The organism is Glaciibacter kafniensis (assembly GCF_039538945.1).
GTDB classification, from domain to species: Bacteria; Actinomycetota; Actinomycetes; order Actinomycetales; family Microbacteriaceae; genus Cryobacterium; species Cryobacterium kafniensis.
Genome location: NZ_BAABCN010000002.1, coordinates 1,073,886 through 1,100,483, shown reverse-complemented (window position 1 = coordinate 1,100,483; position 26,598 = coordinate 1,073,886). Strand labels below are relative to the sequence as shown.

Genomic DNA, 26,598 nt, shown 5'->3' with positions numbered 1-26,598 from the left:
TCCTCCACCATGGGAAACGCCGGAATCGTCCCGGCAGAAATGGAACTCCCATGAATCTCGTCTCTATCCGCCTCATCACCGACCACGTCGCGACGTTGGCCAGTTTCTACGAGCGCGTCACCGGCGGCGACGCTGTGCACCTGAATGAGCACTTCGCCGAGGTGCGCACTCCATGCGGAACGCTTGCGATCGGGAGTACTGCCACCGTCGGTCTCTTCGGGCCTGGCTCGGCGCGGCCGGCAGACAACCACACGGCGATCATCGAGTTCCTCGTGGACGATGTCGACCTGGAATACCAGAAACTGCAGGGCTGGATCACCACGTTCGTGAACGAACCAACGACGATGCCCTGGGGTAACCGGTCGCTGCTGTTCCGCGATCCCGATGGCAACCTCGTGAACTTTTTCACACCGGTCACCGCCGCGGCGATCGAGAAGTTTGCGGCCTACGCCCGATGAGAGAGAGCGTGTTCGCTTGCTGTCGTGCAGAAGAGCACGGCTCGCGCGTCGGACCGATCGTGCCATCGAAATAGGTGGCGATAAGCTCGGGCGCATGTTTACCCGTCGATGCCGGCTCATTGTGGGTCTGGCCGTTTCGCTCGGGTTCGTGCTCGGCGCGATGACTTTTAGTCACTCGTCGCCATGGTCGAGAATCGCGCTGCGCGACGGTTGGCCTCGGGGAAGGCGATCAAATATGACGAATCCGCAACTTGATCGCTGGCCGCCGAGCGAACGCAATTTCCGTCGCTCTGACGTGTCGGCGGTCATCGGAAGCGGAGAGGCCATGTGGGAGCGCGTTGCCGAAGACGTGCTCCGCTGGCGGGTAAAGACAGCCAGCGGGTTTGCGGTGGACTCAACCGGTCCAGTGTCGAGCGGTGACCGTGTGGACGTCACGGCACGTCTGTTCGGAATGACCGTCATCGAGCCGGTGGAAGTCGTCGCCGTCGTCGAGGAGCCAGACCGAGTCGGGTTCGCCTACCGTACCCTGCCGGGGCACCCGGTCTGCGGCGAGGAGGCGTTCATCGTCCACCGTCACGGCGAGGAGGTGCGCCTCACCGTTCGCTCGTTGACTCGGGCGGCACCGCAGCAGCCCTGGCGCATTCTTTACCCTCTGCTCCGGATTGCGCAGCGAATCGTGCGGAGGCGCTACCTGCGCGCGCTCAGCTGATTCTGCGAGAAGCGAGTCTGTACGCAATGCCAGAGGGATCCCGCGGCCCTCATCTTCGACTCGTCAATGGAATCTCTCTCAACGGCCCGGCCGCTGGCCGAATCACGCTGGTAGTGCTGAACGCAGCGCTGTCAATTGTCGGGCTCGTCATCGTCGCGATCGCATGGTGCATCGTGATCGCGGCCGCCCGCACTGATGCGTCGTGCGTGACGTCGTGGTCAAGAGGGTGCCGCAAAGCTTGGAGGTTGCCTCCGAGGGAAGCGCGGGATTACCGGTGGCGCTAGTGTGATCCCTATGCACAGGATCGCCGTTGTCCCTGGTTCCTTCGACCCCGTCACGCTCGGGCACCTTGATGTGATTGGGCGGGCGGCCGGCCTGTTCGATGAGCTTCACGTTCTCGTCGTGCACAACCCCGGAAAGTCGGCCCTGTTGCCCATCGCGCAGCGGGTTTCACTGCTTGAACAAGCGATCGCCGAAGCCGAGCTGCCAGGCAACATCGTCGTGGCATCCTGGAGCGTCGGACTGCTCGTCGACTACTGCCAGGATGTCGGTGCCAGCGTTCTCGTCAAAGGCATCCGCTCTCAGATCGATGTGGCCTACGAAACGCCGATGGCCATCGTGAACCGCAACCTGGCCGCGGTCGAGACGGTCTTTCTGCTGCCCGACCCGGCACACGCCCACGTGTCGAGTTCGCTCGTGCGTCAAGTGGCCTCGCTCGGCGGTGACATCGCCCCCTATGTTCCCGCGGCCGTCGCCCGTTATCTGCAACAGGTGCGCGTATGAACCCGGGATCGCTTCCGCTCTCGACCGACCAGGGCGTCGGTCGAGAGAACGTTGATTCTCTCGAGGAGGCGACACCCCGCGGCGCGCACGGTGGCGCGGCAGCCGGCAGCGCACAGGCGGCGACCGCGCAGGGCGTGAACGCCTCACGGGCTGCTGAGCGCACCATCCCCTCGGTCACGGAGATTCAGGCCGCTGCCGCCCGCATCATCAGCAACGTCGAGAAGGTCATCGACGGCAAGTCTTCCGCAGTGCACACGGCGCTGACGGTGCTGTTGGCCGGCGGTCACCTGCTGATCGAAGATGTGCCAGGTGTCGGAAAAACCATGCTTGCGAAGGCCTTGGCTGCCTCCGTCGACTGCAGCGTCAGCCGCATCCAGTTCACCCCCGATCTGCTTCCGTCTGACGTGACAGGGGTGTCGGTGTTCAACCAGGCCGAGCGCCAGTTCGAGTTCAAACGGGGCGCGGTCTTCGCGAACATCGTGATCGGCGACGAGATCAACCGGGCCAGCCCGAAGACCCAGTCGGCCTTGCTCGAATGCATGGAGGAACGCCAGGTCACCGTCGATGGCGTCACCTACCCGCTCGGGAGCCCGTTCACCGTCGTCGCAACCCAGAACCCGATTGAGATGGAAGGCACCTACGCTCTTCCCGAAGCACAGCGTGACCGGTTCATGGCCCGGATCTCGATGGGCTACCCCGACACGTCGTCAGAACTCGCGATGCTCGATTCCCGCGACACGACAAGTCCGCTGTCCGAAATCGGAGCAGTGGTGTCGGTCGACGAACTCAGAGCGATGATGGTCGGGGCACGCAACGTCTTCGCCTCAAGCGCCGTCAAGGAGTACGTGGTCGCCGTGGTGCGAGCCACCCGCGACGATCGCGACCTCCGGCTGGGCGCGAGTCCTCGTGCCACACTCCAGCTGATCAGGGCAGCAAAGGCTCAGGCCGCCCTGCACGGGCGCGACTACGTGCTGCCCGACGACATCGACTCGCTGGCCGTTGCCGTGCTCGGACACCGTCTCATGCCCACCAGCCGGGCGGTTGGCCATCATCGCCAAGACAGCGCGCCGATCATCGAAGAGATCGTGCTGCGTATTCTGGCAGCGACCCCCGTTCCGGTGAGCGTCGCACGCTGACGACGATGTCTCCACGACGGCGACCGGCGGTTCCGGTCTGGTTTCCGCGGCTGACTCTGCGCGGCAGGATCTTTCTCATTGTGGGCGCCGCAGTTCTGGCGGTGGCGATTCTGCTCGCACGAGAAGATCTGCTTTTCATTGGGAGCGCCCTCATCGTCGTTCCTGTCGTTGCGGCCGTCGCGGTCGGCGCGCAGCCGGTTCGGGTGCAGGTTGCTCGTGCCTTTCGCCCGCCGGTCGTCGGTGCGGGTTACCCCGTGACGGTGTCTGTTCGGGTGCAGAATCTCTCGACGGGGCCTCTCAGCGGCATTCACTGGACCGAACTCACCTCTGCGGGGCTGATCGGGCCGGAATCCGCGGTACTTCCCGGGCTCAGGGGTGTGCTGGGTGGCGGGCCGCTCCGGCCACAGGCAGTCACCGTCGACTACACCCTCATCCCCGACGAGCGGGGGGTCTATGACATCGGTCCGCTCGTGCTCACCCGGTTCGACCCGTTCGGGTTGGCCTTCTGCCGCCGAATCAGCGGGTCGGCCCACGACCTCGTGGTGACACCACACGTGAGCTGGCTCCCGGGAACGGGGTTATCGGTTGTCGGCGGCGACGGGGCGAACCACGAACTCCAACGTCACCACAACCCGCACGCCGATGAACTCATTGCGAGGGAGTACCGCCCCGGCGACCCGATGCGGCGCGTGAATTGGCCGGCCACCGCCCGACGCGGCGAAATCATGGTGCGGCAAGAAGAACAGCGCAGCAACCCGTCGGTGCGTCTCGTGCTCGACACGACCGAGTCCTCCGCATCCGCCACCTCGTCCAAGGGCTTCGAACTGATGAACCCTGCCGATGCCGCCTTCGAGCTGGGCATCGAACTCCTCGCCTCGATTGGAGTGCATCTGCTGGAAGCGGGCTATCGCCTCGAGGTCATCGAGCTCGGTCCGAGCCAGTTGACCCCGGACGGCCCCGGCACCGATGCGACTTCGCGCCGCGGCGACGTGCCCGCCACCTACACCGGTCTGCAGGGGGACCGCGGCCTGCTCGAAGGCCTCGCGGGGATTGTTCCGGTCGCCGCATCGGGGCACGATGCTCCCGCGGCAGCCCGGCGCACAGAATCGTCGGCTGACCGTGGAGTCGAGCCGACTTTCGCAATTCTGTCGGCTGTCGACAATCAGGATGTCCACACTCTCGACACACTGAGAGCCCACGCCGACCCCGCCATCGCTTTCGTTCTCGACACCGTGGCCGAGGAGATGGTCGACAGGTTGGCCGATTCCGGCTGGCGCTGCCTGGCCGTGCACAGCGAAGCCGACTTCGCCCGCGCGTGGGAGCAGGCGATGAGCGTGCGCAGGGTGGAGAAATGATGACTGTTGAGTCCCCGCCCGGATCCGTCGCCGACGCCTCTGGAGCGCCGGAGAGCGCCGGGGGAGCCTCGATGCGACTGCCACCGCGCCGCGGGAGGAAGCGGCGGGTACGGGGCGCTGAGTGGCCGCTCGTTGTGGCTCTGCTGGTGCTCTTCGCTGTCAGTTCTTCAGCGCTGGGCGCAATCCTCGACGGCGCGGATTGGTGGCTGCCGATGGTGGCAACTGCCGCGGTCGTTCTGGGTGCCGGCGGCCTTCTCCGTGCGCGGGGGCTGGGGCCTCGCCTGACCGGGCTGGCCGAGGTCGGCGTGTTCCTGATGATGGTGACCCTGTTCTTCGGCCGGGGCAGCGGTCTCCTCTGGCTCATTCCGACCGCGCCCACGTTCGACCGGTTCGATTCGCTGGTCAGAGACGCGATCGAGTCCATCAGTGTGCAGAATGTTCCGGCCACCGTCGACGACGGCATCCTGTTTCTGCTCGTCGTCGGAGCGGGGCTCCTGGCGATTCTGATGGATGTCTTCGCGATCGCGTTTCGCGCTCCCGCGCTGGCCGGGGCGCCGATGCTGATTCCGCTGGCTGTGCCTGGTCTGCTCATCGACGGGGGAGCATCGGTGGTGACGCTGATGCTTGCCGCTGCCGCCTATTTGGCGCTGCTGATGGTCGATCAGCGGGTACGCGGTCAGGTCGACCGCTGGCGTGTCGGCGGTTCGGTGGTCGTCGGCGGGGTTGGCATTGTCGCGGCACTGGTGCTGAGCGTCGTGATGCCCCCGCTCGGAGTCGGCTCGTTGGTGGGCAGCGGTTCCGGCGGCCTGCTGTTTGGATCGGGGATCAGCCCCTTGGTCGACATCGGCAAAGATCTTCGGCGACCCGATCCCACACCCGTGCTCCACTACACGACAACGGCCGAGAGCCTGCCGTATTTCAAACTGCTCACCCTCGACCGTTTCGTCGGCACAACCTGGACGGCGCAGACTCCGCCAGGGCGCACCGAACTTTCACTCGACCAGCTCACCCGCCCGCCAGGGCTCGGTGCGGGTGTCGCGACGGCCGAGTCGAAAACGGACGTCGTGATCGATGGGGTCGCGACGACCTGGCTTCCGGCGCCCTCACCCGCCGTCGCCGTCGACGGATTGAACGGCCGGTGGTTCTGGAACGACACCGCTGAGGTGATCACCAGTTCGAACAGCACCACCAGGGGGCAGCAGTACACGGTCACCGCTTTGCAGCTCAAACCGACGCCGGAGCAGCTTCGCACGGCCGGCACGAGTTATCCAGAGGAGATCCTCGGCTCGCTTGACGTGCCATCGCCGCGGCCGGCCATCATCGATGAGACGGCGCAGAGTGTGACGGCCGACTCGGCCACTAACTACGACGCCGCTGTCGCGCTCCAGGACTACCTGAGGAGCTACCGGTTCAGCTACGACACCAAGGCACCCGTTGTAAATGGTGCAGAGGGAGGGGGCGTGCAAGTCATCGGTGCGTTCCTGGAGTCGAAGACCGGGTACTGCGTGCACTTCGCGTCGGCGATGGCGATCATGGCGCGCACGCTCGGCATTCCGGCCCGGGTCGCGGTTGGCTATCTTCCCGGCACCCGCGACGTCAGTTCTGGGGCGAACACGACCACTTTCACCATCGACTCGCACGACTTGCATGCCTGGCCTGAGTTGTATTTCGTGGGAATTGGCTGGGTTCCGTTTGAGCCGACTCCGAGCCGTGGAACCGTTCCCGCCTACGCCAAGCCCAATCAATCCACTCAGCCCGGAAGTTCACAGAGTCCTGCTGTGCCCACCGCGATTCCGCGCCCGACCGACAACCAGCCGCAGGGGCAGAGCACGGCGACTCCGGCCGAGGCGGCGCAGGCGCAGACCGTCAACGCGGTGGCCCAGGTGGGTGGCGCCGTTCTCGGCTGTCTCATCCTGCTGCTTCTGCCGTTGATGATCCGCCAGGGGCGACGCATCCGTCGACGCGCGCTCATCAGATCAGGCCAGACGGATGCCGGTGTGGCGTGGCTCGAGCTCACCGACACGGCACGGGACCATCGGATCGGTGTCTACGGCACTCAAACGCCGCGCGCTCTCGCGGCACGGCTGGCTGAGCTGCCGGCGATGGGCGGCACAGAGGAGCGGGCTGCTCTGGAGCGGCTGCTGGTTGCCGAGGAGCGCGAACGGTATGACCGCCGACCGGAGCCAGGCGCTCGGGTGGATGGCGTGGAAAGGGAACGCGATCTTCTCGTCGTCGTCGGCGCCGTGCACTCCGGCGCAACACGGTTCACCCGTTTTCTTGCCACAGTGCTGCCGGCTTCGCTTCTTCCGCGCGGCCGGGGCGCTGCGGCGCGCGACACGCGCAAGCTCCCATCTTCACAAGCGTAAACTTGTACCTCGTGACCAAGTTCAAGAAAACGCCATACACGGTTGACGTGCGTGACATCATCAACCGGCCAGGCTCGATGCACGAGCGCCATCTCGATTTAGTCGTTCCAGAAGACCTCGGAGAGGGCCTCGTCGCCGTTAAAGCCGGCTCGATCATGCCCACCGACCTGCGGATGGAAGCGATCCACGAGGGCATTTTGGTGACCGCAGATCTGTCTGCACAGGCATCCGGAATCTGCGGCCGATGCCTCATTGACATCGAGTTCCCGCGCCAAGTTCATTTTCAGGAGCTTTTCGCGTACTCTTTAGACGAAGCTTTTGAGTTTGAAGTTCAAGATGACCACGTGGATCTTGAACCTCTGATCAGGGATGCAGTGGTTTTGTCACTGCCTTTCCAGCCGGTTTGCCGGCGGGACTGCCCAGGTCTCGATATGGAGACCGGGCAGCGGCTTGCCGAATCCCCGGTACTTGAACCGAAAGAAGCGCGCGATCCCCGGTGGTCCGCACTTGCGGGATTCCAAGCATTCGAAGACATCGGCACGGATGAAGACATTCATGCTGAAACAGATAGAGAAGAGAAGTAGTCATGGCAGTTCCGAAGCGGAAGCAGTCACGAAGCAACACCCACGCGCGTCGTTCACAGTGGAAGGCCGAGGCCCCCACGCTGGTCAAGACGCTCGAAAACGGCAAGGTCACCTACAGCCTTCCGCACCGCGCCAAGGTTGTCGAAGACTCCGCGGGCACCCCGCTGTTCATGGAGTACAAGGGCCGCAAGGTCGCCGACGTTTAGTCGATACTTTTCGGTATACCAGTCATGACCGGTATGCAGGCCGAGGGCTCGTCGCTTCAGACGGCCCTCGGTGTGTCGATTAACCCGGAGCTTTTCGAGCTCGCGCTCACACATCGGTCATACGCCTACGAACATGGCGGAATTCCGACGAACGAGCGGCTCGAATTTCTGGGCGATTCAATTCTTGGGCAGGCTGTCACGGTCATGCTCTATCGGGACTACCCTCACCTCGATGAGGGCGATCTCGCTAAGCGCCGGGCAAGTCTGGTCTCGAGTGCTGCGCTGGCCGAGGTCGCGCGGAGTATCGGTCTCGGCCAGTACATCCGTCTGGGCCGCGGTGAGATGCTCACTGGCGGCAACGACAAGGCGTCAATCCTTGCCGATACCGTCGAGGCAATCATCGGTGCCGTCTACTTGGATGCCGGCGTCGATGTCTCGACGGCCTTGGTCATGCGTCTGATCGCGCCCTTGAAAGCCGATCCGACGCGGTTCGGTGCATCGATGGATCCCAAGACGACGTTGCAGGAACTCGCCGCGCATCGCGGTGGGGGCGCTCCCGTCTACATTGTCACCGAAAGCGGCCCTGACCACTCGAAGGTCTTCGTTGCCACGGTCACCGTTGGCTCCCTGGTCAGCGCGACGGGTCAGGGAACCAGCAAGAAGCACGCTGAGATGGCCGCCGCCCTCGAAGCCTGCACGCTTCTCGGCCGCAGCTGAGGCACGCGTGCCCGAGCTGCCTGAAGTCGAGGTTGTGCGCGCCGGAGTCGAACCCGCCGTCACCGGAGCCGTCATTGCCGGCGTCGAAATCTTCGAGCCCCGCTCGCTTCGCCGGCATGCCGGCAGCTCCGAATCCTTCGTCAGCGCTCTCGAAGGTCAGCGTGTGCACGCCGCAGTTCGACGAGGCAAGTTTCTCTGGCTACCCCTTTCGTCGGGCAACGCCCTCGTCATTCACCTGGGCATGAGCGGCCAGGTGCTGCTTCGAAGCCCCGGCGCCGATGCAGACCGGATGCTGCGCATCCGTCTGCACCTCGATCATCCCGACCACGGTGAGCTCTGGCTCAACTTCGTCGACCAGCGCATTTTCGGCAGCATGGCCGTCGACACGATGCAGCCAACGAGTGATGGCTTCGCGGGCGGTTTCAGCGGCGGTATCAGTGGCGGGTTCGGTGGTGCGCTCGGTAGCGGGTTCGGTGGTGCGCTCGGCGGTGCGGATGGTGTCGCGCCGGGGGAGTGGGCGCGGCTGATCCCGTCGCAGGTGGCGCATATCGCACGCGACCCTCTCGATCCGGCCTTCTCGCCTCAAGCCTTCGCCCAGGCGCTCTCGCGCAAGAACTCGGGTATCAAGCGAGCCCTTCTCGATCAGACGTTGATCAGTGGGATCGGAAACATCTATGCCGACGAAGCGCTCTTCGCCGCTCGGCTTCACTATGCGCAGCCGGCGAATTCACTGTCCAGGCCGAAGGTGACCAAGCTGCTCGCCGCGGTGCGGGAGATTCTTGGCAAGGCGCTCGTCGAGGGCGGCACCAGCTTCGACGCCCAATATGTGAACGTGAACGGCGAGTCCGGTTACTTCTCGCACAGCCTCAACGCGTACGGGCAGCAGGGAACGCCGTGTCCGCGCTGCGGCACGATTCTCGTGCGTGAGGCGTTCATGAACCGTGGGTCGCACTTCTGCCCGCGCTGCCAGCGGCTGCGCTGACCTCGCCCGAGCGCGCCTCGGCTCTCGTGATCGCGCTTTCGGTCGCGCGTGCGCTCACATCGTCGCCTCGCCTGTCAGTCCGGCGACGTTTTGGGCGCACGCGCGGACGTCGGAAGGTTGTTTGCTCCCGCTGATGTCTCGGCGGCGTCGTGGTGCGCGGGCGGGTGCGCGGGCGGATGCGCGGGCGGATGCGCGGGTTCGGCGCCGCCGCGCGCGCCGGCGCCCACGCGCGGCTCGGCACCCGACCCGCGCGTCGGCCTTTTCGCGGGAGTCCTCGCCGACCGGTGTCGATCTTTCGTCGACTCTTGACATCCGTTTCCGAAGGTGGTTGGTTAGTTACGCAAGTAACTAACCAATGAACCACCTTCACCTCAGAGAGCGGGCAAGCGTTGATCGAAGAAGGCAAGCCGATCTTCGTTCAGATCGCCGAACAGATCGAGAACGACATCATCGAGGGCGTGATTCTCGAAGAGAGTCAGGTGCCGTCGACCAATGAGTTCGCTGCCTTCTACCGGATCAACCCCGCCACGGCGGGCAAAGGTGTCAACCGCTTGGTCGAAGACGGCATTCTCTACAAGAAGCGAGGCATTGGAATGTTTGTGGCAACCGGGGCGCGGCAACGACTCGTCAACACTCGCACCGAGGAGTTTCGTGACCGCTATCTGCGGCCGTTGCTCGACGAAGCGGCAAAACTCGGCATTGCCCCTGCCCAGGTGGCCGAGATGATCCAGACCAACCAGACCAGCCAGACGCTGTCCCCGAACAGCGCGACACAGAGAGAAGCCCTGTCCTCATGAGCATGACAAACCCTCCCGCCGTGCGCGTCGACGGTCTGACCAAACAGTTCGGCAAGTTCACTGCGATCGACAACGTGAGTTTCGATGTCGAGGCGAACAAGATCTACGGCCTGCTCGGGCGCAACGGCGCCGGCAAGACCACAATCATGCAGATGCTCACCGGGCAACAGTTCGCGAGCACCGGCCGAATCTCGGTGTTCGGAGAGGACCCCGTCGAGAACTCGCGGGTGCTGCAGCAGATCTGTTTCATCAAGGAGAGCCAGAAATACCCGGAACAGTACAAGGTCAAGCATGTGCTGAAGAGTGCTCCGTGGTTCTTCTCGAACTGGGATGCCGATTTTGCGGCCCGGCTCGTCGACGATTTTCGGCTGCCGGTGAACCGCTACGTCAAGAAGCTGTCGCGCGGACAGCTCTCAGCCGTCGGAGTGATCGTCGGACTCGCGTCCCGCGCGCCGCTCACCTTCTTCGACGAGCCCTACCTCGGGCTGGATGCCGTTGCTCGGGAGACCTTCTATGACCGGCTGCTCGATGACTACGCCGAGCATCCGCGTACGGTCATTCTCTCGACGCACTTGATCGACGAGGTGAGCAATCTGCTCGAGCACGTGCTCCTGATCGATGAGGGACGCATCGTGCTCGATCAGGATGCCGAGGAGTTGCGAGGAAGCGCCAGTACCGTCGTCGGTCGGGCCAGCGATGTCGATGCGTTTGTTGCCGGCCGCGAGGTGATGCATCGCGACCGGATCGGCGGGCTTGCCTCTGTGACCGTCGGCGGGCTGACCGACGCCGATCGACGCAGTGCCTCCGCGGCAGGTGTCGAGCTTGGCCCGGTCTCGCTGCAGCAACTGATTGTGCGCAAGACAACCGGGCTGAACGGTCAGAACGACTCAAGCGACCAGACCTCACGCCGTACGCAAGATTGGAGTGCCTCAGTATGACCACCACATCCTCGTCCATTCCGTCGACCCCGAAGGAAGCAACGATGACGGTCGAACACCTCACGACAGGGCCACACCACTCGGTTCTGGCGCGAGCCTGGAGCGTGGTGCAGATGCACCTCGTCGACCGCCGCACCTACCTCGGGATTCCGTGGATGATCGTCGGTTTCGCTTTCGTGATCTCGATCATCATCTCGAACATCATCGGCTTCGCAACCGGTCAGGGCCTCGGCGGTGTCGAAGCGACAGAGAATCAGCGCTACAGCTGGGCCGTTCTCGCGCCGCAGTGGTACCTCATCGTCGTCGCCGTGCAGTCGATCGCATTCGGTTTTCCGTTCGCCCTCGGATTCAGTGTCACCCGCCGTGAGTTCTACCTCGGCACGTCGCTGCTGTTCGTGCTGATCTCAGCGTTCAATTCGGTGGCCTTCACGCTGCTGACGCAGATCGAGCAGCTCACACAGGGCTGGTTCATGGGCACCTACATGTTCAACGCCCTCTGGTTTGGCCTGAGCGGCTGGTATGTCGACCTGCTGGCCTTCTTCGTGATGCAGATGCTCATCTTCTTCGTCGGCGCATCCGTGGCCACCATCTACATGCGGTGGCGGATGCCGGGCATGCTCGTGTTCTGGGTTTCGTTCGCGTTCCTGCTGCTGGGCAGCGTGGCTCTGATCACCTACACCAGCAGCTGGCCGATGGTCGGATCCTGGCTCGTGGCACAGGGCACGGCCGGCATCTTCGCCTGGCTGTTGATTCCGACGGTGCTTGCGGCCCTGGGCGGTTTCCTGGCGCTGCGCCGGGCGACTCCGAAGAACTAGTTGCCCGCGCGTCGAGTTTGACCATTCCGGTCGAGTTTCCCTGGCGGAACAGGGAGTCTCGACCGGAACGGTCAAACTCGGGCGACGCGCTTCCAGGCTCCCTCGTACCCCATCGGCACGAAGCCCAGCTGCTCGTTGACGCGCAGCATGTGGCGGTTCTCCTCGGCGTTGAAGGTTGTCACCGCCGGGTGGCCGGGATGCCGGTCGGCCAGCTGCCGCAGATTGGCCAGCTTCACCAGCATCCCCAGTCCGTGTCCTCGATGCTCACTGAGCACGAGGGTCGACTCCTGACTCACGCTGCGGTGCAGTTCCGGCGGCACCGACAGCTCGGTGAAGCCGACGAGCCGCTCCGAAGACCGGTGTTCGACGGCCGCCGTCAGAAGCGTGCGCGGGCTCGCCTCGTGCTTCTGTTCGTAGCTCACGAGACGGTCGACGCTCCAGACATCTTCCGGTTCGTTCAAACCGGCCGACGGGGCATCGGTGCTCATGCGGGTGTACAGCACAGCGATGTCGGTACGCCACCGCTCGGGGGTTGCGCCTTCCCAGACCTGCACCACGTAGCCGGGCCCCGCGTCGCTCGATACCGTACCGAGTTGCTCGGCAAGCGCAGTGGGATCGAGGGGGAGTGCGAGACGGCTTCCTCGCTCAATCTGTTCCAGGTGATAGCCGCGGCCGAGAAGAAACCTCACCTCGGGGTTCTCGCGGGGCACCGATCCGAAGCCGGTCGGTGCCGCCAGGCGAGGGCCAGGAGCATCGGGCGACACCGTGTAGAGATACTGGGTGCTACGCCCCTCCGCGGCAGCGATGCCCTCCACATGCGCGGCGAGCGCGGTTCCGATTCCCCGGCGCCGCCAATCCCGATGCACCGAAAACGACAACCAGACACAGTCGTCGCCCCCTTCGGCCTGGGCGTCAGTTCGAGCACCGGCTACGATCGCATCGCCGACTCTGGCGACGAAGAGACGACGCGGGTCGTACTGCTGGTGGTGATAGCCGGGAAGAAGCTCTTTCGGGGTGAACGCCAACTCGTCGGTGCCGTACCCCTCGGCTTCCACGGCGTTCTGCAGGTCGAGGGAGGCGGCGAAGTCTGCCCAACCGGATGCCCCGGGTTCCGTTGGTATCGGCAGCTCCTCGATCGTGAACCTGACCATAGCGAGACAGTAGTGCAGACACGGCGTGCCGCGGAACACCACGTCGCCTTCAGGGCTCACCGGCACTCTGTCGGGTACCGTTGATCTGCACCCCACCCGCGTCATCGCAGCAGACGCCTGACAGCGGAGCACAGCCAGCACACCAGAGGAAAGGGCGAGCGCGTTGTACCTGAAGAGTCTTACCCTCAAGGGTTTCAAATCGTTTGCCCACTCGACCACTTTCGCCTTCGAACAAGGGGTGACCTGCGTGGTCGGTCCGAACGGCTCCGGCAAGTCGAACGTCGTCGACGCGCTCGCCTGGGTGATGGGGGAGCAGGGAGTGAAGACGCTCCGTGGCGGAAAGATGGAAGACGTCATCTTCGCCGGCACCTCCACGCGCGGACCGCTCGGACGTGCCGCGGTGACGCTCACCATCGACAACGCCGACGGCGCTCTCCCGATCGACTATTCCGAAGTCACGATCTCCCGCACCCTGTTTCGCAACGGCGGCAGCGAGTATGCGATCAACGGTCAGACCTGTCGTCTGCTCGATGTGCAGGAGCTGCTGAGCGACTCAGGCCTGGGCCGCGAAATGCACGTCATCGTCGGGCAGGGACAACTCGACGCCGTGCTGCATGCGAGCCCAGAAGACCGACGCGGGTTCATCGAAGAGGCCGCAGGAATTCTCAAACACCGCCGCCGCAAAGAGAAGACGCTACGCAAGCTCGACGCCATGCAGACCAACCTCACCCGGTTGAACGATCTGGCCGGCGAACTCCGCCGCCAGCTCAAGCCGCTCGGCGCACAGGCTGAGGTTGCCCGCGAAGCGCAAGGAATTGCCTCGGTCGTTCGTGACGCCCGAGCCCGCCTGCTCGCCGACGAAGTCGTCACGCTGCGCACCGCCCTCGACACCCACGGGCGTACCGAGAGTGAACGGCACTCCGAACGGATTGTGTTGCAGGAGCAGCTTGAGCAGAAGCAGGCGCGCGTGCAACGCCTGGAGCAGGCACAGATCGGTGATGCCGTCGACGACGCGCGTCGCACCAGTTTTGGGTTGGAATCGGTGCAAGAACGTCTGCGTGGCCTCTACACGCTGGCCAACCAGCGCCTGGCTCTGCTGGGCTCTGAAGCGCCTGCACACGACAGGGGCCCCGGCGTCACGGCGGCGATGCTGCAGGATGCCGCCGACGAGATCGATCGGCTTCGTGTCGGCATCGCGACGGCGGAGGCAGCGTGGATCGACGCCCAGGCCGAGAGCGTGGCGGTGCGCCGGCACCGTGACTCGGTGGATGAGGAGATTGCCGCCCAGGCGTTGCTCGTCTCCTCACACGATCTTGACGTGTCCAAACGAAGCGGGCAGGCCGACTCGGCAGCCTCGCGCCTGGCTGCCGTGCGCGGTGAGGTGCTGCGCCAGCGGAATGCGCTCGATGCGGCGCAGTCCAGGCGCCGAGCCGCCCAGGAACGCATCGTCGAGCTTGAGGCTGAAGCAGGGCAAGCCTCTGCCGACGCCGGCGACGCCGACGTCGCCGAGATTGCCGAGCGTGCCCAAGCCGCGATCGTCACCGTCGAGGCTGAGATCGAACGGCTGCGGGAAACGGTGCACGCCGCGGAGCGTGAGCGGGATGCCTTGGCCGCGCGCCGCAGCGCACTCTCGCTCGCCCTCGACCAGAAAGACGGCTCCTCCGCCCTCGTCGACGCCGGGCTTGACGGCATCCGTGGCCTCGTCGCCGAGCATGTGCACGTGAAGCCGGGCTTCGAGGCGGCCATCGCCGCCGCCCTCGGCACACTGGCGGATGCCGTGCTCGCCGAGACGCGCGCCGCGGCATTCGATGCCGTCGAGCATGCCCGTGATGCTGATCTCGGTCGGGTCGACCTGATCGTTGCCGATGCGATCAGCTCGTCGTCCCGTGCGGTGCCGCTGCCGGATCTGCCGGGCCTCGTCGCGGCGAGTTCGGTTGTTGACGCGCCAGGGGGAGTGCACGGGATTTTGGCCACGACGTTGATCGCCGTCGACCTCGCCGCCGCCCGAACGGTGTACCCCGCCCTGGTGGCAGCCCTGGCCGCCTCCGGCACGACGGCCCCGATCACCCTGATCACTCAGTCGGGTGAGGTACTCACCGACTACGTGCTGCGCGGCGGCTCTGGAGCTACACAAAGCAAACTCGAATTGATCGCCGAGCGCGACACCGCGGCCGACAAGCTCGAGGCCGTGCTGCACGACATCGAACGTGAACGATTCGAGCTGGCCGAACAGCGCACCCTGCTGCAGGCGCACAAGCAGCAAGCCGCTCAGGCGCTGAGCGCGCTCCGCGAAACCGAGGCCCGCCTCTCTGCTCACACCGCAACGCTCAGTCGCGCTGCCACGCAGCTTGAGGCGTCGACCGCCGAGTTGGACCGGCTGTCGGAGAGTCTGGCACTCGCCAGCGACGCCGTCGCCGAGGCCGAGAAGGCCGTCGCGGTGGCGCAGTCTGAGCTTCAGATCGCCCAAGCGCGTCCGCGACCGATTCTCGACGTCAGTTCCCGCGACGCGCTCTCCGCCGCACTCGAGGTAGCACGCGAACGTGAAGTCGAAGCGCGCCTGCAGGTCGAGACATCCCGTGAACGGGTGAGGGCCGCCGAAGTGCACCTCGAGTCGTTGACGAAACAGCGCGAGGCTGAGCGCACCGCCGCCGAGGAGGCAGCCAGGCGTGCGGTCATCCGCCGTCGTCAGCTGGATGCCGCCACCGCTGTCGCCGAGGCGCTGCCGGCCGTTCTCGCATCGGTCGATGCGTCGGTGGCTGAGGCCCGCCTGAGGTTGACAGCGGCTGAGGCTGAACGCAACAGTCAGAACCAGGAGCTCGTCACCCTTCGCCGGGAAGAGTCGGCCCTGCGCGACCGGTTGCAGTCCGTCACCGAGAATGTGCACGGCCTCGAGTTGCAGATCTATGAGAAGAAGCTGCATCTCTCGAGCCTGCTCGAACGTGCCGAGAGTGAATTGGGCCTCGTCGAGGCGGTGCTGGTGGCCGAGTACGGCCCCGAAGAGCTGATACCTGCCGCGGATCCCGCCGACCCCGACGCGGCCCCGACTCGATTCGACCGCGACGAGCAGCTCAAGCGGCTGGCCGAGGCCGAGCGCACATTCGCCCGGCTCGGACGGGTGAACCCGCTGGCCCTCGAAGAGTTTGCGGCGCTCGAACAACGGCACCTCTTCCTGACCGAGCAGCTCGCCGATCTGACGAAGACCCGGGCCGATCTGCTGACCATCATCGACGACATCGACGGCAAAATGGAGGTCATTTTCGCCAGCGCGTTCGAGGACACGAAGGCTGCTTTCGCCGACGTGTTCCCCGTGCTCTTTCCTGGCGGAACCGGCAGCATCTGGCTGACCGACCCCGACAATATGCTGACCACCGGAATCGACGTCTCGGTCAAGCCGGCCGGCAAGAAGATCGAACGGCTCTCCTTGCTGTCGGGCGGCGAGCGCTCGCTCGCGGCGGTCGCGCTGCTGATCGCAATCTTCAAGGCACGGCCCAGTCCGTTCTACATCATGGACGAGGTCGAAGCGGCACTCGACGATGCGAACCTCGGCCGCCTGCTCACGATCTTCGAGGACCTCCGGGAGACGAGCCAGCTGATCGTGATCACCCACCAGAAGCGCACCATGGAGATCGCCGACGCGCTCTACGGGGTGTCGATGCGTCAGGATGGCGTTTCAGCGGTCGTCGGGCAACGGATCGCCCGCGAAGACGAGCAGGCGTCGTAGGCGGCAGCAGAAACCGTTTGCATTGTGCAACTGTCGCTGGACACCGCACGGATCGTGAGGTTTCCACCTTTGCTTGCGGTTTCTGCCGCGCTGCGGCGGCCGGTACGGTCAGGCCGGCAACCCCCGGTTGCTGCGGATGACGTCGTAGGGGTCGACCCGGCGCTTGATCTCGGCGAGACGGGCCAGGTCGGCCTCGCCATAGGCGTCGGCCAGCCCCTGACCATGCACGAGAAAGGTCGGCACGGTCAACTGCACAGTGCGCCCGGCGACGGCGTCTTCGAGCGGCCCGAAGATGTCGTCGAGATCGAGAACGCGGGTTGGATCCATGACGAACGCCGCGGCGAAGATCAGATAGTCGGCGTCGAGGTGGCCGACGACGCCGGTCGTGTCAGAACCGGAACGGGAACCGGTGCTGGCAATAGCGCCGCCCAGCGGGCGAGCGACAACCATTGTCAGCCCGGCAGGACTCGCCGTGCGGAAGCCGGCGATGAGGTCGGCCCAGGCCGATCCTGACATGTCAGTCAGTGTCGCGGACCAATCGAGTGCCGCACTCGGATCCTGCGGTTCATCGGCGACCTCGCCCAGCTGGCTGATGGTGAACGGACGGGTCATATCGGCGAGCGGGGTGACGCCGGCGAGCAGTGGCGCCAGAAGGGCGGAGCCGGCGTCGGCCGGGCCGACGAAGACGACATCCGCGGTGGCGAAGGTCTGCCCGCGCATCGGCTCTGGCACGAAGGGGGCGTCGGGCATGTTGAGCAGTCCGGGGAAGATCGTGAGTTCATCCGGAGCCTCGGCCATGACCGCATCCACCAGTGTGAACACCGCTTCTGCGGCGGCCCCTGGGAACAGGATCTTGCCGCCGAACAGCTCAGGTGCCTCGAACAGATCGATTTCAAGTGCCGTCACGACGCCGAAGAGTCCGCCGCCACCGCGGAGCGCCCAGAGCAGCTCTGGATCGCTCTCGGCCGTCACCCTGCGCAGCTCGCCCGCGGCGTCGACGAGCTCGACGGCACGGATCGAGTGCGCGGCGAGCCCTTTCCACCGGCTGAACCAGGAGTGTCCGCCTGAGAGCATATAGCCGGTCACGTTGACGTCTGGGGTGGTGCCGGCGAGTGCGATCAGTCCGGTTCCCTCGAGCGCGGGAAGCAAGGCCCCAAAGCGAACGCCCGCACCGACGCGTGCGAAACGCTCCTCCACATGCACCGTCACCTCATCGAAGGCACTGGGGCGCAGCAGAATGCATCCGGCAAGATCACCGTTGGCCCCGTGTCCGCCTGGCTGCACCGAGACATCCAGCCCGGTGGCGTGTGCCGCCTTCAGAATGAGACCGATATCTTCAACATGACTCGGCGTCACGACAGCGGCCGGCTGCTGATCGATCGCGAGGTTCCATGCTGCCCGCGCCTCATCCCAGGTTGCGTCGCCCGGACGAATCACCGCCCCGTCGAGGAGTTTGGCGAGCTCTTCGAACGCCGATTCGTGGTGGGAGGTGAACGTCATGACAAAGCCTTTCGCGAGAGATGAGGGTGGGAAAGCCGGCAGGGATTCTGCCTCGGCACCCCCGAGGGTAGCCAGGCTCCCGCTGTGACGCCAGCCCCCGGCCGGGGGAGCCGTAGGCTAGAGCCATGGCAGATCGCACCCCTTGGTCACTTTCCGGCGCCCTGCGCGGCATGTTCGCGAAGAAGACAATCGACGCAGAGACCTGGGACGACCTCGAAGACGCGCTGCTCCGAGCCGACTTCGGCCCCGACGTCACCGACGCCGTCGTGTCTGACCTGCGGGCCAAGGTCGCCAAGTACAACACCACCGATCCGGCTGACCTGCAGCGGATGCTCCGCGAAGGCATCGAAGAACGTCTCGCCCGGTTGAACCCAACGCTCACTCTCAGCGAGCGGCCGGCGGTGGTGCTGGTCGTCGGCGTCAACGGCGTCGGCAAGACCACGACCATCGGCAAGTTCGCAAAGTTTCTGCGCACCCACGGCCGCACGGTGCTGATCGGCGCGGCCGACACGTTCCGAGCTGCGGCCGTCGAGCAGCTGGCCACCTGGGCCGAGCGGGCCGGCGCTGAGATCGTGAAGCCGCAGGCGCAGGGCCAAGACCCCGCATCCGTTGCCTTTCAGACGGTGGAGCGTGCCAAAGCCGAAGGTTTCGAGATCGTCATCATCGACACCGCAGGTCGCTTGCAGACCAAGGGCGGTCTGATGGATGAGCTCACCAAGATTCGGCGGGTGCTCGAGAAGCAGGCGCCGATCGCCGAGGTGCTGCTCGTGCTCGACGCGACCACCGGTCAGAACGGGCTCGCCCAGGCCGAGGCATTCATTGAGCACGCCGGAGTGACCGGCCTCGTTCTGACCAAACTTGACGGCTCGGCCAAGGGCGGCTTCGTGCTGGCCGTGCAAGAGAAGACCGGGATTCCGATCAAGCTTGTCGGCCAAGGCGAGGGAATCAACGACCTCACCGGCTTCACCCCCCACGTATTTGCACAGAAACTCGTCGGATAGGACCCCTCATGACCATCGAACACGACTTCTTCGGTGTACTCGGCAGCGACCGAGTCGGCGACATCCACTGGTCTGAAACCGCCGAACTCGGCGACCAGAACGTCGACATCGACCTCAACGCCCCCGACGAAGAGTCGGTGAAGGTCGAGAACCTCGACATCGCCGCCGCCATGATCAGCTCCCTCGAAGACCTCGACACCCAGGCCCGCGAGTCGCTCGTCGCCGACCTGAGCAAGGATTTGTCGAAGACTGCGCTGTACATCGAGCAGTCGATCGACGAGCTCGGACCCGAAGCGCTCTCCGACGCGCTCATCTGGGATTCCGGCGACCAGCAGATCGACTTCCTGCGTTCCCTGCGTCTGCAGCGGGTTGGGTTTCACCCGCACAACAGCGGCAGTGACGAGCACTTCGCTGTGCTGGACTACTCGATCAGCCCCCACGAGACCGACACCCTGCTCATCGTGGCCCTCGATGTGAACGGTGACACCGTCTCGGTCGAGATCGACGACTAAAGACCAGTTAAACTAAGACCACCATGGCTACTTTCGGAAACCTTTCAGACCGCCTCGCCGAGACCTTCAAGAATCTCCGCACCAAGGGCAAGCTTTCGGCAGCGGATGTCGACGGCACAGTTCGCGAGATTCGTCGCGCTCTTCTCGACGCCGACGTGGCGTTGTCAGTGGTCAAAGATTTCACCGGCAAGGTGCGCGAACGCGCCCTGGGTGACGAGGTCAACAAGGCGCTCAACCCGGCTCAGCAGGTTGTGCAGATCGTCAATGAGGAGCTCATTGCGATTCTCGGCGGTCAGCAGCGCCGTCTGGAGTTCGCGAAGAAGCCGCCGACCATCATCATGCTGGCCGGTCTGCAGGGTGCGGGTAAGACCACCCTCGCCGGCAAGCTCGCGAAGTGGCTGGCCAAAGACGGTCACACTCCGCTTCTCGTCGCAGCTGACTTGCAGCGCCCGAACGCCGTCACCCAGCTTCAGGTCGTCGGCGAGCAGGCCGGCGTGCCGGTCTACGCTCCCGAGCCGGGCAACGGCGTCGGCAACCCGGTCAAGGTCGCCAAAGACGCGATCAAATTCGCCCAGCAGAAGCTCTACGACACGGTGATCGTCGACACCGCCGGTCGCCTGGGTGTTGACGCCGAGCTGATGAAGCAGGCCGCCGACATCCGCAAGGCCATCGATCCAGACGAGGTGCTCTTCGTCATCGATGCCATGATCGGTCAGGATGCCGTCGCCACGGCGAAGGCCTTCCAGGACGGCGTCGACTTCACGGGCGTCGTTCTGACCAAGCTCGACGGCGACGCGCGCGGTGGCGCCGCATTGTCGGTTGCCTCGATCACGGGTCGTCCGATCATGTTCGCGTCAACGGGTGAAACCCTCGACGACTTCGAGCCGTTCCACCCCGACCGCATGGCCAGCCGCATCCTCGACCTCGGTGACATCCTCACCCTGATCGAACAGGCACAGGGCGCATTCGACGAAGACGAAGCACGCAAGGTCGCCGAGAAGTTCGCGACTGACACGTTCACCCTGGACGACTTCCTCGGCCAGATGCAGCAGCTGCGCAACATGGGTTCCATCAAGAAAATGATGGGCATGCTGCCGGGCGCCGGCGCGATGAAGGCTCAGCTCGACAACTTCGACGAGCGCGAGATCGTGCGTACCGAGGCCATCATTCAGTCGATGACCAAGGCCGAGCGAGTCTCCCCGAAACTGCTGAACGGATCGCGCCGCCTGCGGATCGCGCGCGGCTCCGGCAGCAGCGTGACCGAGGTCAACCAGCTGGTGCAGCGGTTCGAGCAGGCCGCCAAGATGATGAAGACGGTCGCCAAGGGCGGCATGCCCAACATTCCAGGGATGGGGCCGATCCCCGGCGCCGGTTTCGGTGGCGGACGCGGCAAGGTGCAGGCGAAGAAGAAGGGCTCGAAGTCGGGCAACCCGGCGAAGCGCGCCGCCGAGAATGCGGCGATTGAGGCAGGCGTGAAGCCGGCCGGCGCCGAGGCTGCCGGCACGGGTTTCGGCCTGGGCGGAGCCAAGAAGGCCAACGGGCCGAGCGAAGACGAAATGGCTGCCCTGCAGAAGATGCTCGGCCGCTAGCACTGGCCCTCGGGGGCGCCGACCAGGTTGGCGCTCCCATAAGCTGTCGCAATGACTTCTTCACAGCGACCGGTACGCCTCGGCGTGCAGTTGGCGCCACAGCATGCCGACTATTCGCGGATCAGAACTGCCGTGGCCGAGGTCGAAGCCTCCGGCGTCGACATCCTCTTCAACTGGGACCACTTCTTTCCATTGTCCGGTGACCCGGACGGGTTGCACTTCGAGTCCTGGTCGTTGCTCTCGGCCTGGGCCGAGCAGACGTCGACGATCGAACTCGGTGCGCTGGTCAACTGCAACAGCTACCGCAACGCCGATCTGCAGGCCGACATGGCACGCACCATCGATCACATCAGTGGCGGCCGGTTCATCTTCGGCACCGGCGCCGGCTGGTTTGAGCGCGACTACGTCGAATACGGCTACGAGTTCGGCACTGCCGGCAGCCGGTTGAACGCCCTGGCCGCCGACCTTCCGCGCATCGAAGCCCGCTGGGCGAAGCTCAACCCGCCGCCCACGCGTGACATCCCGGTGCTGATCGGGGGCGGGGGAGAGAAGAAGACGCTGCGCATCGTCGCCCAGCATGCCGACATCTGGCATTCCTTCTCCGACCCTGCGGTGATGGAGCACAAGCTGGGCGTGCTGGCCGGATGGTGCGACAGCGTCGGTCGTGACTTGGCCGAGATCGAGATTTCCACCGAGGTTCGTCATCGCACCTTCGCTGAGGCCGACGAGCTCTACGACCTGGGTGCCCGCCTGTTCACCCTCGGGGTCTCCGGGCCGCACTACGACCTCAGCGCCGTCTCCGATTGGTTGGCCTGGCGGGACAGCAAGAACGCGTTCTGATTCTGTGGTGAGTTGCCATTGGGCTCGCCGAGTTGCCGATTATCACAAATGCGGTGAAGTCTGACAGAATGGTTAGTCGAGTTCTGTTGTGTCCGACCCTCTAATCAGATGCACTGAACCCCTTTGAGCTTGTGCCGAGTGTGCCCCCACGCTCACGGCCCTCAGTTCGCCAAAATATCAACATCACAGGAGAATTGTGGCTGTCAAAATTCGTTTGAAGCGCATGGGTAAGATCCGTGCACCGTACTACCGCATCGTCGTTGCCGACTCGCGCACCAAGCGCGATGGTCGTGTCATCGAAGAGATCGGCATCTACCACCCCACGCAGGAGCCCTCGGTCATCGAGGTCAAGTCCGACCGTGCACAGTACTGGCTCGGCGTTGGCGCCCAGCCGACTGAGCAGGTTGCCGCTCTGCTGAAGCTCACGGGCGACTGGGGCATCTTCAAGGGTGACAAGGATGCCAAGAACACCGTCAAGATCAAGGAGCCCAAGGTTCCTTTCGTTGCTGACGAGAAGAAGAAGCCGGTTCTGAAGCCCAAGGCTGAGAAGCCGGTTGCCAAGGTCGAGGCTCCGGCCGAGGCTGCAGCTGAAGAAACCACCGAGGACAAGGCGTAATCTTGCTTGCTCCCGCACTTGAGCACCTCGTCAAGGGGATCGTTGATCACCCTGACGATGTGCACGTTGCTGCAAAAAACTCCCCCCGCGGCGATGTTCTCGAGGTTCGTGTGAACCCCGAGGACCTCGGCCGGGTCATCGGTCGCTCAGGTCGCACTGCGAAAGCATTGCGCACCTTGGTGGCCGCTCTGGCCGACGGCAAGCGTGTGCGTGTCGACGTTGTCGACACCGACTTCTAAGCCGTACTCGGTGAATGAGAACACGCCTCCACGCACCCAGCTCCGGGTGGGACGCCTGACGAAGGCCCACGGCCTCAAGGGTGCCATCAAGCTGGAAATGTTCACGGATGACCCGGGACGTCGTTTCGTCCCGGGCTCTGTGTTCACCCTCCAAGTGCCGACCGGGTCACCCTGGCACGGCAAGACTCTGGAACTCGTCGAGTTGCGCTGGTACAACCAGCACCCCGTCGGTTTCTTCAAGGATGTTCTCGACCGCTCTGCGGCCGAGACGCTGGCCAAGGCGATCCTCTGGATCGAGCAGGACCCGGCTGAAGCATCCGATGAGGAAGACGCCTGGTACGACCACCAGCTCGTCGGCCTCGCGGTCATGCGTGACGGTGTGAAGGTTGGCACCATCGCGCGTCTCGACCACATGCCGGCGCAAGACCTGTTGATCGTGAAGACGCCCAACGGCGATGTGATGGTGCCCTTCGTGAAGGCCATCGTTCCCGCTGTTGACATCGCCGCCGGCACCGTCACGGTGACGCCGCCGATCGGTCTGTTCGAGGAACTGCCGGAGGAGGCTGAGGAATCTGCAGAGTCTGCAGAGGCCGAGCCCCCTGTTGCTCCCGAAGCCGAAGCGCCTTCTGGCGCTGACGCCGACGCGGCGCCGGACGTTCCTACCGAGTAGTTTCAGCAGTCAGCTCAACTGTGTGGCCACGTGCATTCCTTCGGGAAGGCACGTGGCCACAGTTGTCTCCGGCCGACAGTCTTATGGAGCTGTGGTTAGGCTCGCCGCCGGTCCTAGGGGGCTGTGGCAAAGCCCGCCGCCCGATGAACCGGCTGCCAGCGATGTTCTTTTCGGCGCACGACCGTGAGGATCGCGCGCTCGATCGCCGGCCAATCCTGCATGACGCTGCGGTACGTCACGCGGATGACGAGATAGCCGCGTTCGATCAGGGCGAGATCGCGAGAGCGGTCGCGCTCGTAAGCCGCGGAATCGGTGTGATGAGCCCGACTATCGAGCTCGAGCACGAGCCGGTCGCCGATCAGGAGGTCGATCCATCCGACGGGAGGGATGTGCACTTGGCTGCGCACTCTGATGTGGCGCCGCCGCAGGTTGAGCCGGGCCAGGGTTTCCAGTCCGGAGCCGCAGCCGGCGTCGACGAGGTTCAACATCCATTCGTGTGAGTCGGGCAGACCGGCAAGTGCCGCGCGCAGTCGTTCCGGCGACAGCAGTTTGCTGTTCAGGAGGGAGTCGAACGCGACGATCGCATGATCCCGCGGAAGGCAGATGGCTAGGCAAGCGGCCGCATCGTCGAACATTTCGGTGGGTTCGAGCGGGTTGAGCAGGCGCGGCTGCCAGTGTGTGACGACGGACGGGCGGTCTGTCGAAGAACCGAGCCCGCTGGCGCGATCGGCGGGGGAACAGAGTCGGCTCCGAGCCACCGAGACGGCGACGTGCAGCCGGGTGTCCGGCATGAGCCAGACCCCGTGCATCCGCAGCAGTGAGACACAGGTCAGACGCCCGCCAACCCTGAGTGCTCTCACCTCATCGCTTGTGTCGCCGGGCAGCCCGTACCAACCCTGTCGGATGCGTTCGACCTCGCCGACGCGGACGGCGCGTCTGAGGTCATTCTCGGAAGTACCTTCTGCGCGCAATGTGCGGATGTGCACTGCAGATCCACGCGCGCGGACCGTGTTGGCGACGAGTGACATGGTGACAACTGTGGCCGCGCGACGATGCGTGCGGGGGAGCGCGCCCGAATCTGTGGAAAACCGGTCCCGATCGCGGCCGCTTCCCGCGGCACTGTCGCGCAAGGCTGTCAGGCACGTACAGCTGTGGGGGTGCGCAGGGCTCCGGGAGCGCTGCGGGAGCCCAGGGCTGAACATCATCGACAGAGAACAGTCGACAGAGCGGGCCGCGGCATCCGTTGTGTCGGGCAGATTCAGCTGTGGGGGTGTGTGGGTCTCTCGGGGCGCTGCAGGTGCCCAGGGCTGAACATTATCGACAGGGCGCAGTCGGCAGACGGATGCGGCGGCGTGGACGGTCGGGGTTCGCGCGCATGTTCGAGGCGCGCGGGCGGCGGCATCCGTCCTCGCTCGCGTACAGCTGTGGGGGTACGCAGGGCTCCCGGAGCGCTGTGGGAGCCCAGGGCTGAACATTATCGACAGGGTGCAGTCGGCAGACGGATGCGGCGGCGTGGACGGTCGGGGTTCGCGCGCATGTTCGAGGATGCGGGTAGCGGCATCCGTTGTCGATTGCGTCCAGCTGTGGGAGTGTGTGGGTCTCTCGGGGCGCTGCAGGTGCCCAGGGCTGAACATTATCGACAGGGTGCAGTCGGCAGGCGGATGCAGCGGCGTCGGGCGGTAGCGCGGGTGGGGTTTGCGAGGCGCGCGGGCGGCGGCATCCGTCCTCGCTCACGTACAGCTGTGGGGGTGCGCAGGGCTCCCGGAGCGCTGTGGGAGCCCAGGGCTGAACATTATCGACAGGCGTGAGGCGGATGCGCAGGGCGAGTGCAACCTCACACTCGGCACCAGCCAGGCTGAGACAAAATTTACGGCGCGGTGACCGGAGCGAAATCGGGGGAGACGGGGGCGCTTCTACTCTCGGATCATCGGTTCGAATTGGGCCGCATCCGTCCGCTGCATCTCACTGGGAGGCCCCACGCCATGTCCTACGTAAAACCCGATCAGCTCATCGACAGCATCGTGCAGGCCGGCGTTGACAAGTCAACGCTCAGTATCGGCCAGCTGCTCGCCAGGGGAACGCTGGCCGGGGCAATCCTGGCCTGCGCAACCACTCTCGCCCTGACCGCGACGGCGCAAACACACCTCGGCATCGTGGGCGCGGTCATTTTCCCCGTCGGCTTCGTGATGATCGTGCTGCTCGGTCTGGAGCTCGTCACCGGGAGTTTCGCGCTGATCCCGTTGGCCGTGCTCGAGGGGAAGACAACTGTGCAGTTGATGCTGCGCAACTTCGTGTTCGTCATCATCGGGCACCTGATCGGATGCGCGCTCTACGCGGGTCTCTATCTCGCGACCGTCACGAGAATGGGAACAGACCAGTCGGATCCGGTGATCGCCATGATCATCAAGATCGCCGAAACCAAGACCATCGGCTATGAGGCATTGGGTGCTTCGGGGCTTGCCCTGGTCTTCATCAAGGCAGTGCTCTGCAACTGGATGGTGACTCTCGGCGCCGTGTTGGCGTTCACCTCGACGACCACCGGTGGAAAGATCCTCGCGATGTGGCTTCCCGTGACCATGTTCTTTGCCCTTGGATTCGAGCACGCCGTCGTGAACATGTTCGTCATCCCGGCCGGCATGCTGCTCGGAGCCCACGTGGGCTTCCTTGACTGGTGGGGATGGAACCAGCTGCCGGTGCTCCTCGGCAACTTCGTCGGCGGGGTCACCTTGACCGCAGCGTTGCTCTACTTCTCGCACCGCACGAAGGTAGCCCGCACGGCTCGGCCGGTGCTCGGCCCGGCGGTCGCGGTGGAAACCTCCGATATTTCCGTTGCCGCGGTCGAGGCTGAGACGTCTCGCGAGACTGTCTCGGCCTGATCTGCACGCCGACATGGCTCGGTCATCGATCCGGTGA

The 26,598-nt window shown here is 64.8% G+C and carries 25 protein-coding genes; 22 read left to right on the top strand and 3 right to left on the bottom strand.

The window, feature by feature from the left end; genetic code table 11:
• Positions 1-50 precede the first annotated feature (50 nt).
• The 13 genes from ABD791_RS05670 to ABD791_RS05610 all read left to right on the top strand — a co-directional run bounded on the left by ABD791_RS05670 (position 51) and on the right by ABD791_RS05610 (position 11,846).
• On the top strand, positions 51-458 hold the full coding sequence (locus ABD791_RS05670; RefSeq protein ID WP_345063242.1) for a VOC family protein: 408 nt from the start codon (positions 51-53) through the stop codon (positions 456-458).
• A gap of 235 nt (positions 459-693) precedes the next feature.
• The gene (locus tag ABD791_RS05665) at positions 694-1,167 is read left to right on the top strand and encodes a DUF1990 family protein (RefSeq protein WP_345063239.1); all 474 of its coding nucleotides are present in this window, start codon (positions 694-696) and stop codon (positions 1,165-1,167) included.
• Positions 1,168-1,461: 294 nt separating this feature from the next.
• Positions 1,462-1,950 (top strand): pantetheine-phosphate adenylyltransferase, encoded by a 489-nt coding sequence (coaD, locus tag ABD791_RS05660; protein WP_345063236.1) that lies wholly within the window; start codon positions 1,462-1,464, stop codon positions 1,948-1,950.
• Positions 1,947-3,086: an AAA family ATPase gene (locus ABD791_RS05655; RefSeq protein WP_345063233.1), complete on the top strand. Its 1,140-nt coding sequence runs from the start codon at positions 1,947-1,949 to the stop codon at positions 3,084-3,086. The genes coaD and ABD791_RS05655 overlap by 4 nt, the downstream gene beginning before the upstream one ends.
• A 5-nt stretch (positions 3,087-3,091) precedes the next feature.
• Complete coding sequence (locus tag ABD791_RS05650) at positions 3,092-4,441, top strand: DUF58 domain-containing protein (protein ID WP_345063230.1); 1,350 nt, start codon at positions 3,092-3,094, stop codon at positions 4,439-4,441.
• Positions 4,441-6,807 (top strand): transglutaminase TgpA family protein, encoded by a 2,367-nt coding sequence (locus tag ABD791_RS05645; protein WP_345063228.1) that lies wholly within the window; start codon positions 4,441-4,443, stop codon positions 6,805-6,807. The genes ABD791_RS05650 and ABD791_RS05645 overlap by 1 nt, the downstream gene beginning before the upstream one ends.
• 11 nt (positions 6,808-6,818) lie before the next feature.
• On the top strand, positions 6,819-7,391 hold the full coding sequence (locus ABD791_RS05640) for a YceD family protein (protein WP_345063225.1): 573 nt from the start codon (positions 6,819-6,821) through the stop codon (positions 7,389-7,391).
• A 2-nt stretch (positions 7,392-7,393) separates the two neighbouring features.
• Positions 7,394-7,597: a 50S ribosomal protein L32 gene (gene rpmF / locus ABD791_RS05635; RefSeq protein WP_345063222.1), complete on the top strand. Its 204-nt coding sequence runs from the start codon at positions 7,394-7,396 to the stop codon at positions 7,595-7,597.
• A 24-nt stretch (positions 7,598-7,621) separates the two neighbouring features.
• Positions 7,622-8,314 (top strand): ribonuclease III, encoded by a 693-nt coding sequence (gene rnc, locus ABD791_RS05630; protein WP_345063219.1) that lies wholly within the window; start codon positions 7,622-7,624, stop codon positions 8,312-8,314.
• 7 nt (positions 8,315-8,321) lie between these two features.
• Positions 8,322-9,296, top strand: a complete 975-nt coding sequence (locus ABD791_RS05625) for an Fpg/Nei family DNA glycosylase (protein WP_345063216.1) — start codon at positions 8,322-8,324, stop codon at positions 9,294-9,296.
• Between the two features lie 389 nt (positions 9,297-9,685).
• Positions 9,686-10,093 carry a GntR family transcriptional regulator gene (locus ABD791_RS05620; protein WP_345063213.1) on the top strand — a complete coding sequence of 136 codons (408 nt, stop codon included), beginning with the start codon at positions 9,686-9,688 and terminating at the stop codon, positions 10,091-10,093.
• Positions 10,090-11,031 carry an ABC transporter ATP-binding protein gene (locus ABD791_RS05615; protein WP_425562222.1) on the top strand — a complete coding sequence of 314 codons (942 nt, stop codon included), beginning with the start codon at positions 10,090-10,092 and terminating at the stop codon, positions 11,029-11,031. The genes ABD791_RS05620 and ABD791_RS05615 overlap by 4 nt, the downstream gene beginning before the upstream one ends.
• Complete coding sequence (locus ABD791_RS05610) at positions 11,028-11,846, top strand: hypothetical protein (protein WP_345063210.1); 819 nt, start codon at positions 11,028-11,030, stop codon at positions 11,844-11,846. The genes ABD791_RS05615 and ABD791_RS05610 overlap by 4 nt, the downstream gene beginning before the upstream one ends.
• Before the next feature lie 71 nt (positions 11,847-11,917).
• Here ABD791_RS05610 and ABD791_RS05605 read toward each other — a convergent pair whose 3' ends face one another.
• On the bottom strand, positions 11,918-12,997 hold the full coding sequence (locus tag ABD791_RS05605) for a GNAT family N-acetyltransferase (protein WP_345063207.1): 1,080 nt from the start codon (positions 12,995-12,997) through the stop codon (positions 11,918-11,920).
• A 163-nt stretch (positions 12,998-13,160) separates the two neighbouring features.
• Here ABD791_RS05605 and smc point away from each other — a divergent pair, with 163 nt between their 5' ends.
• The gene (gene smc, locus ABD791_RS05600; protein ID WP_345063204.1) at positions 13,161-16,718 is read left to right on the top strand and encodes a chromosome segregation protein SMC; all 3,558 of its coding nucleotides are present in this window, start codon (positions 13,161-13,163) and stop codon (positions 16,716-16,718) included.
• A 108-nt stretch (positions 16,719-16,826) separates the two neighbouring features.
• Here the strand turns inward: smc and ABD791_RS05595 are convergent, their stop codons facing one another.
• Positions 16,827-18,218, bottom strand: a complete 1,392-nt coding sequence (locus ABD791_RS05595; RefSeq protein WP_345063201.1) for an FAD-binding oxidoreductase — start codon at positions 18,216-18,218, stop codon at positions 16,827-16,829.
• Positions 18,219-18,343: 125 nt separating this feature from the next.
• Here ABD791_RS05595 and ftsY point away from each other — a divergent pair, with 125 nt between their 5' ends.
• The 7 genes from ftsY (at position 18,344) to rimM (ending at position 23,685) form a co-directional block, all read left to right on the top strand.
• Positions 18,344-19,219, top strand: a complete 876-nt coding sequence (ftsY, locus tag ABD791_RS05590) for a signal recognition particle-docking protein FtsY (RefSeq protein WP_345063199.1) — start codon at positions 18,344-18,346, stop codon at positions 19,217-19,219.
• 8 nt (positions 19,220-19,227) lie between these two features.
• The gene (locus ABD791_RS05585) at positions 19,228-19,731 is read left to right on the top strand and encodes a DUF2004 domain-containing protein (RefSeq protein WP_345063197.1); all 504 of its coding nucleotides are present in this window, start codon (positions 19,228-19,230) and stop codon (positions 19,729-19,731) included.
• A gap of 23 nt (positions 19,732-19,754) precedes the next feature.
• Positions 19,755-21,320 carry a signal recognition particle protein gene (ffh, locus tag ABD791_RS05580; RefSeq protein ID WP_345063194.1) on the top strand — a complete coding sequence of 522 codons (1,566 nt, stop codon included), beginning with the start codon at positions 19,755-19,757 and terminating at the stop codon, positions 21,318-21,320.
• A gap of 51 nt (positions 21,321-21,371) precedes the next feature.
• Complete coding sequence (locus ABD791_RS05575; protein WP_345063191.1) at positions 21,372-22,160, top strand: LLM class F420-dependent oxidoreductase; 789 nt, start codon at positions 21,372-21,374, stop codon at positions 22,158-22,160.
• Positions 22,161-22,356: 196 nt separating this feature from the next.
• Positions 22,357-22,776, top strand: coding sequence for a 30S ribosomal protein S16 (gene rpsP, locus ABD791_RS05570; protein WP_345063189.1), 420 nt, complete (start codon positions 22,357-22,359; stop codon positions 22,774-22,776).
• Between the two features lie 2 nt (positions 22,777-22,778).
• The gene (locus ABD791_RS05565) at positions 22,779-23,015 is read left to right on the top strand and encodes an RNA-binding protein (RefSeq protein WP_179578221.1); all 237 of its coding nucleotides are present in this window, start codon (positions 22,779-22,781) and stop codon (positions 23,013-23,015) included.
• 97 nt (positions 23,016-23,112) lie between these two features.
• A complete protein-coding gene (rimM, locus tag ABD791_RS05560) occupies positions 23,113-23,685 on the top strand; it encodes a ribosome maturation factor RimM (protein ID WP_425562234.1) in 573 nt (190 codons plus the stop codon).
• 113 nt (positions 23,686-23,798) lie between these two features.
• Here rimM and ABD791_RS05555 read toward each other — a convergent pair whose 3' ends face one another.
• Positions 23,799-24,713, bottom strand: a complete 915-nt coding sequence (locus tag ABD791_RS05555; protein WP_345063183.1) for an endonuclease domain-containing protein — start codon at positions 24,711-24,713, stop codon at positions 23,799-23,801.
• 954 nt (positions 24,714-25,667) lie between these two features.
• Here ABD791_RS05555 and ABD791_RS05550 point away from each other — a divergent pair.
• A complete protein-coding gene (locus ABD791_RS05550; protein ID WP_345063181.1) occupies positions 25,668-26,561 on the top strand; it encodes a formate/nitrite transporter family protein in 894 nt (297 codons plus the stop codon).
• Positions 26,562-26,598: the final 37 nt, after the last annotated feature.

Bases quoted from the DNA above. Each gene is read 5' to 3' on its own strand.
- rpmF (WP_345063222.1), top strand. From the start codon at position 7,394: ATGGCAGTTCCGAAGCGGAAGCAGTCACGAAGCAACACCCACGCGCGT.
- ABD791_RS05670 (WP_345063242.1), top strand. From the start codon at position 51: ATGAATCTCGTCTCTATCCGCCTCATCACCGACCACGTCGCGACGTTG.
- ABD791_RS05665 (WP_345063239.1), top strand. From the start codon at position 694: ATGACGAATCCGCAACTTGATCGCTGGCCGCCGAGCGAACGCAATTTC.
- ABD791_RS05595 (WP_345063201.1), bottom strand. From the start codon at position 18,218: ATGACGTTCACCTCCCACCACGAATCGGCGTTCGAAGAGCTCGCCAAA.
- ABD791_RS05550 (WP_345063181.1), top strand. From the start codon at position 25,668: ATGTCCTACGTAAAACCCGATCAGCTCATCGACAGCATCGTGCAGGCC.
- ABD791_RS05615 (WP_425562222.1), top strand. From the start codon at position 10,090: ATGAGCATGACAAACCCTCCCGCCGTGCGCGTCGACGGTCTGACCAAA.
- ABD791_RS05555 (WP_345063183.1), bottom strand. From the start codon at position 24,713: ATGTCACTCGTCGCCAACACGGTCCGCGCGCGTGGATCTGCAGTGCAC.
- ffh (WP_345063194.1), top strand. From the start codon at position 19,755: ATGGCTACTTTCGGAAACCTTTCAGACCGCCTCGCCGAGACCTTCAAG.
- ABD791_RS05585 (WP_345063197.1), top strand. From the start codon at position 19,228: ATGACCATCGAACACGACTTCTTCGGTGTACTCGGCAGCGACCGAGTC.
- coaD (WP_345063236.1), top strand. From the start codon at position 1,462: ATGCACAGGATCGCCGTTGTCCCTGGTTCCTTCGACCCCGTCACGCTC.
- ABD791_RS05605 (WP_345063207.1), bottom strand. From the start codon at position 12,997: ATGGTCAGGTTCACGATCGAGGAGCTGCCGATACCAACGGAACCCGGG.
- ABD791_RS05650 (WP_345063230.1), top strand. From the start codon at position 3,092: ATGTCTCCACGACGGCGACCGGCGGTTCCGGTCTGGTTTCCGCGGCTG.
- ABD791_RS05610 (WP_345063210.1), top strand. From the start codon at position 11,028: ATGACCACCACATCCTCGTCCATTCCGTCGACCCCGAAGGAAGCAACG.
- rimM (WP_425562234.1), top strand. From the start codon at position 23,113: ATGTTCACGGATGACCCGGGACGTCGTTTCGTCCCGGGCTCTGTGTTC.
- rnc (WP_345063219.1), top strand. From the start codon at position 7,622: ATGACCGGTATGCAGGCCGAGGGCTCGTCGCTTCAGACGGCCCTCGGT.
- ftsY (WP_345063199.1), top strand. From the start codon at position 18,344: ATGGCAGATCGCACCCCTTGGTCACTTTCCGGCGCCCTGCGCGGCATG.
- ABD791_RS05575 (WP_345063191.1), top strand. From the start codon at position 21,372: ATGACTTCTTCACAGCGACCGGTACGCCTCGGCGTGCAGTTGGCGCCA.
- ABD791_RS05655 (WP_345063233.1), top strand. From the start codon at position 1,947: ATGAACCCGGGATCGCTTCCGCTCTCGACCGACCAGGGCGTCGGTCGA.
- ABD791_RS05645 (WP_345063228.1), top strand. From the start codon at position 4,441: ATGACTGTTGAGTCCCCGCCCGGATCCGTCGCCGACGCCTCTGGAGCG.